Source organism: Phenylobacterium aquaticum, from assembly GCF_022695515.1.
In the GTDB taxonomy this organism is placed as follows: domain Bacteria; phylum Pseudomonadota; class Alphaproteobacteria; order Caulobacterales; family Caulobacteraceae; genus Phenylobacterium; species Phenylobacterium aquaticum.
On record NZ_JALDPT010000013.1, the window covers coordinates 32,289 to 45,295 of the forward strand.

12 protein-coding genes and 1 tRNA gene are annotated in these 13,007 nt (G+C 67.9%); 5 read left to right on the forward strand and 8 right to left on the reverse strand.

What is annotated here, in order from left to right:
• Nucleotides 1-3: 3 nt before the first annotated feature.
• Together MQH10_RS11310 and MQH10_RS11315 are read right to left on the reverse strand one after the other, a co-directional pair.
• Entirely contained in the window at nt 4-1,563 is a 1,560-nt protein-coding gene (locus MQH10_RS11310; protein ID WP_242564163.1) for an alginate O-acetyltransferase AlgX-related protein, read from the reverse strand.
• 2 nt (nt 1,564-1,565) lie between these two features.
• The gene (locus MQH10_RS11315; protein WP_242564164.1) at nt 1,566-2,996 is read right to left on the reverse strand and encodes an MBOAT family O-acyltransferase; all 1,431 of its coding nucleotides are present in this window, start codon (nt 2,994-2,996) and stop codon (nt 1,566-1,568) included.
• Between the two features lie 32 nt (nt 2,997-3,028).
• Between MQH10_RS11315 and MQH10_RS11320 the strand changes: the two genes are divergently transcribed.
• The 3 genes from MQH10_RS11320 (at nt 3,029) to MQH10_RS11330 (ending at nt 5,822) form a co-directional block, all read left to right on the forward strand.
• Nucleotides 3,029-4,135, forward strand: coding sequence for a beta-N-acetylglucosaminidase domain-containing protein (locus MQH10_RS11320; RefSeq protein ID WP_242564165.1), 1,107 nt, complete (start codon nt 3,029-3,031; stop codon nt 4,133-4,135).
• 93 nt (nt 4,136-4,228) lie between these two features.
• Entirely contained in the window at nt 4,229-4,672 is a 444-nt protein-coding gene (locus MQH10_RS11325; protein ID WP_242564166.1) for a MarR family winged helix-turn-helix transcriptional regulator, read from the forward strand.
• A gap of 310 nt (nt 4,673-4,982) precedes the next feature.
• Entirely contained in the window at nt 4,983-5,822 is an 840-nt protein-coding gene (locus MQH10_RS11330) for an alpha/beta fold hydrolase (RefSeq protein WP_242564251.1), read from the forward strand.
• Between the two features lie 2 nt (nt 5,823-5,824).
• Here the strand turns inward: MQH10_RS11330 and MQH10_RS11335 are convergent, their stop codons facing one another.
• The 4 genes from MQH10_RS11335 to MQH10_RS11350 form a co-directional block, all read right to left on the reverse strand.
• Nucleotides 5,825-6,439 carry a hypothetical protein gene (locus MQH10_RS11335; RefSeq protein ID WP_242564167.1) on the reverse strand — a complete coding sequence of 205 codons (615 nt, stop codon included), beginning with the start codon at nt 6,437-6,439 and terminating at the stop codon, nt 5,825-5,827.
• Between the two features lie 68 nt (nt 6,440-6,507).
• Nucleotides 6,508-7,428, reverse strand: coding sequence for a copper resistance protein B (locus MQH10_RS11340; RefSeq protein ID WP_242564168.1), 921 nt, complete (start codon nt 7,426-7,428; stop codon nt 6,508-6,510).
• Nucleotides 7,428-9,170 carry a copper resistance system multicopper oxidase gene (locus MQH10_RS11345; protein ID WP_242564169.1) on the reverse strand — a complete coding sequence of 581 codons (1,743 nt, stop codon included), beginning with the start codon at nt 9,168-9,170 and terminating at the stop codon, nt 7,428-7,430. Before MQH10_RS11345 ends, MQH10_RS11340 begins: the two co-directional genes overlap by 1 nt.
• A 92-nt stretch (nt 9,171-9,262) precedes the next feature.
• Nucleotides 9,263-9,718: a hypothetical protein gene (locus MQH10_RS11350; protein WP_242564170.1), complete on the reverse strand. Its 456-nt coding sequence runs from the start codon at nt 9,716-9,718 to the stop codon at nt 9,263-9,265.
• A gap of 705 nt (nt 9,719-10,423) precedes the next feature.
• On the opposite strand from MQH10_RS11350, the gene MQH10_RS11355 reads away from it, so the two are divergent.
• Both MQH10_RS11355 and MQH10_RS11360 read left to right on the forward strand, forming a co-directional pair.
• Nucleotides 10,424-11,026: a hypothetical protein gene (locus tag MQH10_RS11355; RefSeq protein WP_242564171.1), complete on the forward strand. Its 603-nt coding sequence runs from the start codon at nt 10,424-10,426 to the stop codon at nt 11,024-11,026.
• The gene (locus MQH10_RS11360; protein WP_242564172.1) at nt 11,023-11,550 is read left to right on the forward strand and encodes an SMI1/KNR4 family protein; all 528 of its coding nucleotides are present in this window, start codon (nt 11,023-11,025) and stop codon (nt 11,548-11,550) included. Before MQH10_RS11355 ends, MQH10_RS11360 begins: the two co-directional genes overlap by 4 nt.
• A 176-nt stretch (nt 11,551-11,726) precedes the next feature.
• On the opposite strand, the gene MQH10_RS11365 is transcribed toward MQH10_RS11360, so the two are convergent.
• Both MQH10_RS11365 and MQH10_RS11370 read right to left on the reverse strand, forming a co-directional pair.
• Nucleotides 11,727-11,803: transfer RNA gene (locus tag MQH10_RS11365), tRNA-Arg, on the reverse strand.
• A 97-nt stretch (nt 11,804-11,900) separates the two neighbouring features.
• Nucleotides 11,901-12,923, reverse strand: coding sequence for a P1 family peptidase (locus tag MQH10_RS11370; RefSeq protein WP_242564173.1), 1,023 nt, complete (start codon nt 12,921-12,923; stop codon nt 11,901-11,903).
• Nucleotides 12,924-13,007 lie beyond the last annotated feature (84 nt).

Sequence of the window (13,007 nt, forward strand, 5' to 3'; positions counted from 1 at the left end):
GGTTCAGCCTAGCACGGCCAGGGGTCGGCCGGCGGGGCAGACGACCCATCCCTGAGCCGTTCGCCGATAGACCCGGACCGCATAGTCCCCGCGGGCGAGCGCGCGGCTGGCGAGCACCTGGTCATATCCGCTGAGCCGCGCGCCTGGCTTGCGCAGCGCGGCCGCAACGTCGGGCCGTTCGAGATTCACGCTGAGCTCGCCGACCAGGTCTGCGCCCGGGCCCGTCAGCCGCGCCAACCCTGCCGCGAGGCCCGGCCCGGCGCCGGGATCGGCGATCCAGCCCGTCGTCCTCAACCGCCAGCCGCCGCGTCGGGCCGGTTGCAGGCTGGCCGCCTCGACATTGCAGGCGGCCGGGGCGGCGTGATCGAGGGCCGAGGCCAGGCTCCCCACCGGGCGCAGGGTCGAGGGCGCCTGGGCCAGCGCCTCGCCGATCCGATCGAGCGCATCCGGCGAGGCCGGCGGGGCCTGGGCGAGGCTGCTGGGCAGACCGGATTCCAGGACCTCGAGCACCACGGCGTCGGGGTGGTAGGCGGCGATCAGATCCGGCCGCCAGGCGCCGTCCTGGTTATGCGCCACGATCAGCCGGCTGAAGTCGCCATAGAGCAGGGGCAGCAGCGCGTTGGAGAAGGAGTCGACGGTGAGCAGCAGGGTCGGCTTGCCGACCTGGCCGGTGTCGATCACCCGCGGGCCGGTCCAGCTGTGGTTGTCGCTGAGCCAGGTGGTCGTGGTCCGCCCCTGGACGGCCGGATCGATCAGGCTGGGGGCGTCGATCCGCACGAAGGCCTTGACCCCCTCCATGCCGGCGAGGTCGGCCTGTTGCTTGCCGGGGGCCAGGGGCTCGCGGACGAAGGCGGAGAGCGGACGGGGCCCCTGGCCCACGCCCCGCGCCTTGAGGGCGGCCATCAGCTCGACATAGCCGCCATAGGCGCCATAGCCGGTCCAGTGGGTGTCGTGCCGGCTATAGGCGTGGGGGCCCTGGGCGGCGACCGCGTCATGCGGATAGATCAGCACGCCGACCTGGGCCTCGCGCGCCAGCCGGGCCAGGCGCAGGGCCGGCCGATCGGGGGACGGCGTCCCCATCCAGCGGGGCGCAAGCCCGGGAAACACCGTCTCCTTCAGCGGCGGGGTGAGCACGAGATAGGGCGTCGGCCCCAGAGCCTCGGTGCGGCCGGCCAGGCCCTGGAGCCAGGCGCGGGTCTCGATGTCGGTCATGGGCGGCAGGTTGCGGGCCGTGCCCAGATGACTGCCGTTGTCATAGAACAGCCAGCCCTGCCGGCCGACGATCACGCGCTCGGATCCGGACACCCCAAGCGCCAGGCGCAGGGCGTTGAGCGCCGGGATGGTGAAGCGCCGCGCCGGGAACCGATCGGCGACCGCCTGGTCGACCGCGTCGCGCCAGGCCTGGGCGTCGCTGAGCCGGGTCGGCAGCGGCGGCGGGCGGGTCAGCTCGCGGTTTTCCCCAAGCGGCGGCGGCTGGATCAGGCCCGGCAGGATGAAGGCCGCCGCCATCAGGAAGACCACCGCGCCGATCAGGCGCCGCCAGTGGGCGTCAAGTCCGTCCATGGTCAGAACCTGAAATAGAGGAACGGGTTGAGACTGGCGTTGGTCAGCATGGCGACGCTGAGCGCGAAGCCCGCGACCAGCAGCCAAGCGGGCGCAGCATGGACCGCCACGGTGTCGAGGCGGGGCTCGAGATGCTCGGCCTGGCCGACCATGGGCCGGCCCGCCCGCGCCATGAGGGCCGGGGCCAGGGGCGCGGCGAACAGGCCGCCCAGGACCAGGGCGGCGGCGACCTCGAGATTGAGGGTGCGGACGAGGCCGATTCCCTGGGGCGTCCAGCCGGCGGCGCCGGTCATGGCGTGCAGATAGGCGAGCGCGTGCGGCAGGTCCGGCGCGCGGAACAGCACCCAGCCGCAGATCACCACGAGGAGGGCGTAGAGGTGGCCGACCGGGCGCGGCGCCCGCTCCAGCAGCCGGCCGAGGCCGAACCGCTCCAGCATCAGGAAGGCGCCGTGATAGAGGCCCCAGAGCACGAAGGTCCAGGCCGCGCCGTGCCAGAAGCCGGTCAGCAGGAAGACGATCATCAGGTTGCGCACCGTCGCCAGCCGGCCGCCGCGATTGCCGCCCAGGGGGATGTAGATATAGTCCCGGAACCAGCTGGACAGCGACATGTGCCAGCGCCGCCAGAAGGCGGTGATCGAGGCCGCCGCATAGGGGTGGTCGAAGTTCTTCGGGAAGGTGAAGCCCAGCATGAAGGCCAGGCCGATCGCCATGTTGGAATAGCCGGCGAAGTCGAAATAGATCTGCAGCGTATAGGCGACCGCCCCCAGCCAGGCGGTGGTTCCGTCGAGGGGGCCCGTCCTGTCGAAGGCGAAGTTGGCCAGATGGGCCACGGTGTTCGCCACCAGCACCTTCTGGGCGAGGCCGGTGATGAAGTACTGGACGCCCAGGCCGATATGGCCGGAGCGGCGGCGGTCGCCGTGCATCTCGTCGCGGATATGGGCGTAGCGGACGATGGGCCCGGCGATCAGGTGCGGGAACATCAGGATATAGGCGGCGAACTTCAGGGGATCGCGCTCGACCGCCACCGCGCCGCGGCGCACGTCGATCGCATAGCTGATCAGCTGGAAGGTGAAGAACGAGATGCCCAGCGGCAGGCGCTGGGCGATCTCCGGCAGGGGATCGCCGGGCAGGACGGCGTTCAGATTGTGGGCCAGGAAGCCTGCATATTTGAAATAGGCGAGCACGCTGAGGTCGAGGACGATCAGGGCGCCCAGCCAGAGGCCCGCGCCGCGCCCTGACCGGGCCACGGCCAGGGCGCCCGCCCAATTGGCCGCGATCAGGGCGGCCAGCAGCAGGACATAGGCCCCCTCGCCCCAGGTGTAGAACACCGCGCTGCCGACCAGCAGGGCGCCGGTCCGCCAGCCGCTGGCGTAGTAGCCGATGAGGAACAGCGGCAGGAAATAGAAGATGAAGATGATGGAGCTGAACAGCACCCGTCTTGTTCCCCCGCCCGACGGCCACGCTCATGCTGATAGGGCCTGGAACCGTCCCTGTCAGCCCGTGCTATGGAGATGCCTGGCCACCTGGGGAGGACGCCGATGACGGTCGAGTTGGGGATCATCGAGGGCTATTACGGCCGCCCCTGGTCCTGGACGGCCCGGGCGAGCAGGTCACCGCGCTCAAGCCCCACGGCTACGGCTTCTATCTCTACGCCCCCAAGGCCGACCCTTTCCTGCGGCGGCGCTGGCGCGAGGCCCATCCCGCCGCCGAACACGCGCAGATGTCGAAGCTCGCCGCCCACTGCGCGGCCGAGGGCGTGCGGTTCGGCGTGGGCCTGAGCCCCTATGAGCTCTATCTGGACTTTGGCCCTGAGGCGAAGGCGGCGCTGGCCGACAAGCTGGCCGAGCTGGACGCCGCGGGCGTGCACGACCTGGCCATCCTGTTCGACGACATGCGCGGCGACGTCGACGGCCTGGCCCGCGACCAGGTCGAGATCCTGCACTGGATCGCCGAGCGCTCGCGCGCCGAGCGGCTGATCTTCTGCCCCACCTATTACAGCGATGATCCGGTGCTCGACGCGGTGTTCGGCGCCCGGCCCGCCGGCTATCTCGAGGACCTGGGCCGCGATCTCGACCCTGCGATCGAGATGTTCTGGACCGGCGAGGAGGTCTGCTCGGCGGCCTACAGCCCCGGCCATCTGGAGCGGGTGGCCGGCGTGATGCGGCGCAAGCCGATCCTGTGGGACAATTATCCGGTCAATGACGGGCCGCGCATGTGCCCCTTCCTGCATGTGCGGGGCATGATCGGCCGGCCGGCCAGCCTGGCGCCGCATCTGGCCGGCCACGCGGTCAATCCGGCCCTGCAGCCGGTGCTGTCGCGGATTCCCTTGATCACCCTGGCCCACAGCTACGCCCAGGGCGACGCCTATGAGTACGCCCGCTCCACCCGCGCCGCGGCCCGCGAGGTGCTGGGCGAGGAGCTCGGCGACCTGACCCTGCGCAATCTGATGTGGCTGCAGGACCTCGCCGCGACCGGCTGGAGGAATCAGCCGAGCGCCTGCGCCGCCGGTTCGGGGCCTTCGACCATCCGGGCGCCCGCGAGGTCATCGCCTGGCTGGACGGCGACTATGTGATCACCCGCGCGATGATGGAGGAGTCTTAAATATTATCGCGACAGGTGATTTTATGACACTCTGGATGTCCGGACCCATTCGAAGGACTCTTGAGTGCCCGCGCCCGTCCTGCCGCTGAAGAACCAGCTCTGCTTCTCGCTCTATGCGGCGACCATCGCCGTCAATCGCGTCTACAAGCCCATGCTCGACCAGATGGGCATCACCTATCCGCAGTATCTGGTGCTGACCGTGCTGAGCGAGGCCGACGGCCTGACCATCGGCGGCATAGCCGAGACCCTGGCGCTCGATTCCAGCACCATCACCCCCCTGGTCAAACGGCTGGAGGCCTCGGGCCTGCTGAGCCGCCAGCGCAATCCCGCCGACGAGCGCCAGGTCCAGGTGCGGCTGACCGACGAAGGCCGCGCCACCCTGGCCAAGACCCCCTGCCTGGGCGACACCCTGCTGGAACGCTCGGGCATGAGCCTGGACCAGAGCCTTGAACTCAACGCCCAGGTGCAGGACCTGATCGAGGCCCTGGGCCGCACCGGCGCCGCCTGAAAAGGCGCCCACGCCTGCGGAGTCATCGTTCGCACGCGAACCTGACACCGGTGTCTCAGCCCTTCCAACAAATTTCTGTGTCGCGACAAGTTTCTCGTGGACAACCCTCAGGTGATCCCTTAGCCCTGTTGATTATCGCGATATCTTTTATCGCGATCAGTCTACGGAGGATCAGATGGAACCCCAGCATCCCCAGGGCGCGTCGCGCCGCGGCGTCATCGCCGCCGGCGTGGGCCTGACCGCGGCGGCGATCCTGCCGTCCACCCGGACCGCCCAGGCGGCCTCACCTCAAACCACAGGGACCAAGACCATGAGCAGCGGCACGATCACGACCAAGGACGGGACCGAAATCTATTACAAGGACTGGGGTCCCAAGACCGCCCAGCCGGTGGTCTTCCACCACGGCTGGCCGCTGACCGCCGACGACTGGGACGCCCAGATGATGTTCTTCCTGGGCAAGGGCTATCGGGTCATCGCCCATGACCGGCGCGGCCATGGTCGCTCAAGCCAGACCGACACCGGCAACGAGATGGACACCTACGCCGCCGACGTCGCGGCTCTGGCCGCCCATCTGGACCTGAAGGCCGCCATCCATGTCGGTCACTCGACCGGCGGCGGCGAGGTGGCCCGCTATGTCGCCCAGTACGGCGGCGGCGGCCGCGTGGCCAAGGCGGTGCTGATCGGGGCTGTGCCGCCGATCATGCTGAAGACCGACAAGAATCCCGGCGGCCTGCCGATCGAGGTGTTCGACGGCTTCCGCGCGGCGCTCACCGCCAACCGCGCCCAGTTCTTCCTCGATGTGCCGACCGGCCCGTTCTACGGATTCAATCGTCCGGGCGCGAAGGTCTCCCAGGGCCTGATCCAGAACTGGTGGCGGCAGGGCATGATGGGCGGCGCCAAGGCCCACTATGACTGCATCAAGGCCTTCTCCGAGACCGACTTCACCGACGACCTGAAGAAGATCGAGGTTCCGGTGCTGATCCTGCACGGCGAGGACGACCAGATCGTGCCGATCGCCGACTCCGCCCACCTGGCGATCAAGCTGGTCAAGCACGGCACGCTGAAGACCTATCCGGGCCTGCCGCACGGCATGTGCTCGACCCACCCGGACGTGATCAATCCGGACCTGCTGGCCTTCTTCAAGGCCTGAGATCAGGCGTCGCGATCGGCCGCGGTCGGCGGGGACTCGGTCCCCAGCCGGTCGCGGAAGGCCTTCAGCCGGGCGCGGTAGCCCTCGGCGTCGCCATATTCCAGGAACCCGTAATAGCGGCGGTGGGGATCGGTGATCTTCACCGCATGCTTGATCGGGCACCAGTACTGCTCGGTGCGGCTGGACACCTCGCGTACATAGGCCACCACCCCGTTGGCATAGGCGCAGAAGGCGCAGTTGAGCGACTCGATCACGTTGAGATATTTGAGCTTGCTGCGGTCGAAGGCGATGTAGTCGCGGCGCTTCACCCGCGGGATCTTGTAGGCGCGGAAACAGATCGCCTGATAGGCGCTGACCCAGGCGTCGAGAATGACCATGGGCACGATCAGGGAATAGATCACCGGCGAGGTGAGCACGATCGGCCAGCTGGTGCCGCCGAAATACTTCACGAAGGTCATGCGCAGCTTGCGGTGCTGGGCGGCGATGCCGTGTTCGAACTCACCGATCTGTTCCTTGAGCGCCCAGCCCAGGGCCCGGCGGCGCTGCTCGATCTCGCGGTCGAATTCGCCCTGCAGGCGGACGATCTCCGCGGCCAGGTCCTGCATGCGTTGGGTCATCGAAACATCCGGGTCGGGCGGGGAGCGCGCGGTGACGCTTCCCTAGCACGGCCCGGCGCGCTTGGCCGTCAGTACCAGGCGCGCACGCCGACCACGACGCTGGTCGCCTCCACCTCCCGGCCGGCGGCGCGGGCATAGTCGGCGGTGCGGCCAAAACGGCGGTCATAGGAGACCCCGACATAGGGGGCGAACTCGCGCTTGAGCTCATAGCGCAGGCGCAGGCCCAGCTCCGCCGTCGAGAGCCCCGAGCCGACCCCGATCCGCGGCTGATCCTGGGCGGCGAGGTTCAATTCGACGCGGGGCTGGAGGATCAGGCGCTGGGTGAGGCGCAGGTCATAGGTCCCCTCCAGCCGGCCCAGCAGGTCGCCCTTGTCCGACAGGAACACAGCCCCTTGCGTCTCCAGCCAATAGGGCAGCAGGGTCTGGAAACCGGCGGTCAGATAGGTGCGAGACGGCGTGGGCTTGAAGTCCTGGCGCAGGCCGACTTGCAGGTCGGTGTAGCGGGTCACGGCGCGGGAATAGAGCGCCTGCAGTTCGGCCGCCTCCACGCCGCCGCGGACGGCGCCCTCGCCCTCCGTCTTGAGGACCAGCCGGTTGAGGTCGCCCCCCGTCCAGGCCTCGCCGGCCCAGCGATAGCCGTCGCCGCCGGAGCGAGCCTGATACTCGAGGAGATCGGCCATCACCTTGGACATGCGCATGCCGCCATGCTCGGTCCGCAGCACCTGGCGGGCCGCGGCCATGGCCGCGGGCGAATAGTAGCGCTCGGCGGCGTGGTCGGTCGGAACCGGGGGCGGGGCGGTCGGGGTCTCGGCGACCGACGGCGGGCCTGCCTCGCCCTCGGCCGGCGCGGCGGCGGGCGGAGCCGCATGGCCCATGTCCATATGGCTCATGTCCATGCCGGACATGTCGTGGGTCGCCTGGGCCGCGGCGGGGCCGGCGAGGAACAGAAGCGCGAGGACGATCAGGGGGGCGATCAGGGGGATGCGCATCAGCCGGCCTCCCCGTCGAAGGGCCGCACGGCGAACACCTGAAACATGCCGGCGTGCATGTGATAGAGCATGTGGCAGTGGAAGGCCCAGTCGCCCGGCTCGGCGGTGAAGTCGAAATCCACCTTGCCCCCCGGCGCCACGACCACCGTGTGCTTGCGCGGCATGTGGCCAGCGGTTCCCTGCACCAGCTCGAAGAAGTGGCCGTGCAGGTGGATCGGGTGGGCCATCATGGTGTCATTGACCAGGGTCACCCGCACCCGCTCGCCCTTGCGGAACGGATAGGGCGGCGGCCCGTCGGCATAGCTGACCCCGTCAAAGCCCCACATGAACCGTTCCATATTGCCGGTCAGGTGGATCTCCAGCGCGCGGCTCGGCGCGCGCGTGTCCGGGTTGGGCGCCAGCGCCGCGAGGTCGGTATAGACCAGGATCCTGTGATCCAGCCCCTCGAGCCCCTGCCCCGGCTCGCCGGTGCGGTACGTCGGCATGGGGGCGATCGACTGGACGCCGGGCCCCATCTTCACCTGGGGCGCGTTCTTCGGATTGAGCATGGACATGTCCATGCCGCCCCCAGACATGCCGGCCATCTTCGGCATGTCCATGCCCATGTCGCGCATGGTGGCCAGCGGCCGGGCGCGAAGCGGCGGAACCTCGGCGCTCATGCCGGGCCGCGGCGCGAGCGTCCCGCACGCCATGCCCGAGCGGTCGACAGCCTCGGCGACCAGGGTGAAGGCCTTGTCCTCGAAGGCCTGGACGATGACGTCAAAGGTCTCGGCGTTGCCGATCTGGAACTCATCGACCTCGACCGGGCGCACCGGCTGGCCGTCGGCGGCCACCACGGTCAGCTTCAGGCCGGGGATGCGGATGTTGAAGATGGTCTGGGCCGCGGCGTTGATGAACCTCAGCCGCACCCGCTCGCCGGGCGTAAACAGGCCTGTCCAGTTGTCGCCCGGCCCATGGCCGTTGATCAGGAAGGCGAAGGTGGCCCCGGTCAGGTCGGAGATGTCGGCCGGGTCCATGAGCATCTTGGCCCATTCCATCCGGTCCTTCAGCGGCTGGTCCTTCCCGGCCAGCAGGCCCGCCACCGTCTCGCGCTGGAAATTGAACACGCCGGGCTGCTGCTTCAGCTTCTGCATCAGGGCGTGGGGATGGATCGGGCTGAAGTCCGACAGCATGACCACGTGCTCGCGGTCATAGGCGATGGGGTCGGGGCCGGCGGGATCGATGATGATCGGGCCATAGTGGCCCATCGGCTCCTGCAGGCCGGAATGGCTGTGATACCAGTAGGTCCCCGACTGGATGACCGGGAACTCGTAGGTGAAGGTCTCGCCCGGCTTGATCCCCGGAAAGGTCAGGCCCGGCACCCCGTCCATCTGGAAGGGCAGCAAGAGGCCGTGCCAGTGGACCGAGGTGTCCTCGTCGAGGCCGTTGGTCACCTTGATCCGCGCCGACTGCCCCTCGCGCAGTCGGATCAGGGGCGCCGGCACCGTGCCGTTCATGCCCACCGCATGGGCGGGCTTGCCGTCGATCTCGAAATGGATCTCACCGACCGACAGCGCGATGTCGGGGCCCACAAGGGTGGGTCCGGCGGGCGGAACCGCGCCCGAGGCGGCCATATGACCCATCATCCCGCCCATTCCGGCGCTCTGCGCCCAGGCCGGCAGGAGGCCGTCCAGCGCCGCCGCAGCCCCCGCAACGCCCGCGCCCCGCAGCAGGGTTCGGCGATCCAGCGGAAGGCGGGGCATGGGTGTGATCCTGAACGACGTCGTCCGGGCCCTAGATCACGCGCCCCGGAGCGAAACAATGCGCCGCGTCAATATAGGCGGTGCGGTTGGGATCAACAGGGTTCGAAGGTGTCGGGGTTCAGGAGGGGATAGATCTCGCCAATCGTGGTGGTCCGCCTCACCTTGCCGAGCGTGCCGTCCAGCTCGCTACGGTCGTCGCCGTCCATATAATCCTGTGCGAAGCCCTCCATCGCTGCGCAGGCGCGGCGCTGAACCTCAGCCAGAGTGACAGGCTCCATCGGCTCCAGATCCTGTTCGATCCGCCACTGCGACGGACCGAAAGGGGAGAACATGGTCCACCAGCCCCCGGCGCGGCCGATCCGGGTGATCGACCGCACCCGCCAGCGCCGCCCGTCCGCGTCGATCAGCTCCATCCCGTCCTGCATGTTGTCCCGAAGCGTTCTGGGCCCGCATTTCGTGAGCCGATCAAGATCCGGAAAACCCCAGATCTCGCCGCCGGTGGTGAAGCCCAGGACCGGGAATTGAAAGCTGATCTCTGCGGTTTTCATCGAAGCCCCCATGGAACATATGGGGAACTTAGATGGAGGCGCGCGAATTGTGAAGCCTCAACCTAACGTCGTGGGGAGCCGCGGGGCTTTGATTGGGGCGTTCGGCTGTGCGGTGGTGGCGCCGGAGCATTGAGAGCGTGGGTGGGCGATTCTCCGACGATCAAGCGCGGTGGCGTGCCAAATTGCGGCCATGGGAACGGCACGCCCCTAAGAGATCAGCCGTTGTCTCGATACATATGTTCTCTTTTTGTTCTTGTCGTTGCCTGACGTTTGTGCGATGATCCTAGCAGTTGGAGTCGCGCGCCTGGCTTGCGCCGTCCACCGAGCAATCAAAGACAAAGATGAGGTTTTCATGGATAGCAGCCATCCGGCGCTGCTGAGCGAAGGTGAGACAACGCCAGAGTTCATCCTACGTCGCGCTATCGAGGTTGCCGCTCGCAATTGGGCGGAACATTCAGGCCGGGCGATTTGGGCTGCTTCAACGAGCACCGGTGAAAATCTGTCCGCCCCCCGAACGGCAGACGTGGTGAGGCTAGGCGGGCGTGTGATCGATCGACGGTCTGGGGCCCTCCCGCAGTCGCTACGGCGCAATCTAACGCAATCTTCTGGCCGACTGTTCCTACAAGTAAATCATCTGGAGCCGGCGTCACTCACCAGAAGCCCCAGAGCTCCCAGGGAACATCATACGGTAGGCTGTACGCGCCGATGCCCGACGATCTTGTTGAACTCCGCCGACAGCAGACGGAGTTTGCTCAGACCGCGCGCGACATCGACAAGCAGAATAGTTGGCTTGCAATTCCCGCGCTGGCGCCTGTCGCAGCTGTGTTAGGTATCGAGGGTGCCGCTATTGCAAGCCGGCCGCTCATCGCAGATGCGGTCGAAATGCCGCTGAATTTCGTCAATCGCGAGCCCTGGCAACGCGGCGCTCAGAAGCTGGCGCAAGCCCTGACTGAGACCCAAAAAAACATTCTTAGGAGAGCTGCCAGGACCAAGCTCGCGCGCGCGAACGGCATCCCCACAAAGGCGATGCAGGCGGAGGTTCATCATAGCGATCCGCTTGAGTGGGCGCACCTTAAACCCAATGCCGATCCGAATAGGCTCGCGAACCTATGGGGCCTGCGAGGAGAAGCCCACGACATCGCGACCCGCGCCTGGGCCGACTTCAGCAGATCGCTGAAGGGAAGGTTGCCAACCCAAGCGGAGCTAATGGAGGCCAAACTGCGCATTGATAGAATGGTCGAAGCCTACATCCGCCGCGCAGGGGTGCCGCGCTCCAACACGCCGCCACGGGAAGGGGGACCAATTTGAAAATTTCCATCCATGAGGCAGCGCGCCAACTGGAGGAGCGACGACTTCTCAAGCGTGAGCGCCAGGACCACTCAAGCAGGATTGTAGAGCACGTCCGCGATTTGTTGGGGCGAGAGTTGCCCCCGGACCTGGTTGAATTCTATCGGGAACGTATTGCGGGCATTGGCGAGTTCTCCGCCATCACCCCTCATTGGAACGAGCACGTCGGCTGGCGCACGCCCGACGAACTCATAACCAAGCTCTTGCACGCTGACGCAGTGCCACTCTTCGACGACGGGTGCGGTAATTTCTATGGACTGGATCTAACCTCGGGCCCCGAAGCTCCAGCCGTCTACTTCTTCGACCATGAGCGCAGTTATGAGAAACCGGAATGGGCGGCAGGGTCTTCAGTCGGCGCGTTCTTGCTGCTCCTGGCCGACAGTGACCGGGCATATGCTGAGGGCTGGCGGCCGCGCTGGGAGTTGGATATCGATCCCGATATCGAGAAGTGCCCCCGGGCCCCCGCCATATGGGCCACGGGCTGATGTTGGAGCGACTCTAGCCGGCCGATTGAAGATCGTCCCAGCACACCAGCGTGGACAAATGGCCTCCAAAAGATCGACCTTGAGCCAAGGCCCGCCCCTAAGCCCGTCTTCATCCTAACCTAGAGGCGTGGCGGCCCCACGACTTAACTTCCAGACTACTGATTTTCAGGAAGAAATGGCGCGCCCGGAACGATTCGAACGTCCGACCCTCAGATTCGTAGTCTGATGCTCTATCCAGCTGAGCTACGGGCGCGCAGTGCCTTACGGCAAGGGCGCGGAACCTAGTCGCGGCGTGCGGAAAGCGCAAGCCGGTCTGAGCAGGAAATTTCGCGGCGGGGTTAAAGCCGGCCTCAGAGGTCGCGCCAGGCCCGCACCCCGGGCCAGGGCGCGGCGGCGTGGACGCCGCGGGCCACGGCGCGGGCCAGGCAGTCGGCGGCGAGCGCCCCGATCCGCGCCAGGGTGAAATTGGCGTCCTCGCCCAAGGGCCGGCGGCCGGTGGACAGGGCGAAGACCACGTCGCCGTCGAAGGGGGCGTGGATCGGGCGGATGGCGCGGGCCAGGCCGTCCTGGGCCATCATCGCTACGCGACGGGCCTGGGCGGGGGTGAGGATCACGTCGGTGGCCACGCAGGCGATGGTGGTGTTCATCCGCTGCTGAGGGTCGGCCTTGGCCAGGCCCCAGTCGTCGGGGCCGGCGGAGATGCCCGCCGCGCCCAGGCCGCCGAACTCGCCGGCCAACTCGTAGGGCGCCGCCCAGAACGCCTTGCCGCCGGGCGCGACCACCGAGCCGAAGCTGTTCACCGCCACGATGGCGCCCACCGTCAGGCCGTCGGCGGCGACCACCGAGGCCGAGCCGGTTCCGCCCTTGAGACTTCCGGCCATGGCGCCATAGCCCGCCCCGGCCGTGCCGAGGTCGAATTCCAGGCCGGCGGCGGCCACCGCCTCGCGGCCCAGGCGGCGATAGGGCGGATCCTCGCCCCAGGCGCGGTCGCCGCCATTGGCCACGTCATAGAGGATGGCGGCGGGCACCACCGGCGAGGGCGGCACGTCCGGCCGGGTCACCATCCCATAGCCGCGGCCCCGCGCGCCCAGCCAGGCGGTGACCCCGTCGGCGGCGGCCAGGCCATAGACCGAGCCGCCGGACAGCACGATGGCGTCGACCGCATCGACCAGGTTCTCGGGGTTCAGGGCGTCGGTCTCCCGCGTGCCGGGGCCGCCGCCGCGCACGTCGCAGCCCGCCACGGCGCGGTCGTCGGGCAGGATGACGGTGACGCCGGTGCGGGCGGCCGCGTCCTGGGCCTGGCCGATCTTCAGGCCGGGCACGTCGGTGATCAGATTGCGCAAACCGGGGGCGGCGGAGGGTCTTTCGCTCATGAGCGCAGGAAGTGCACGCCCAGGCGTTTGTTGTCCACGCGCGGCTCGCTATGTTGGCCCCATCACTTGAAGCCATTGTTCCGC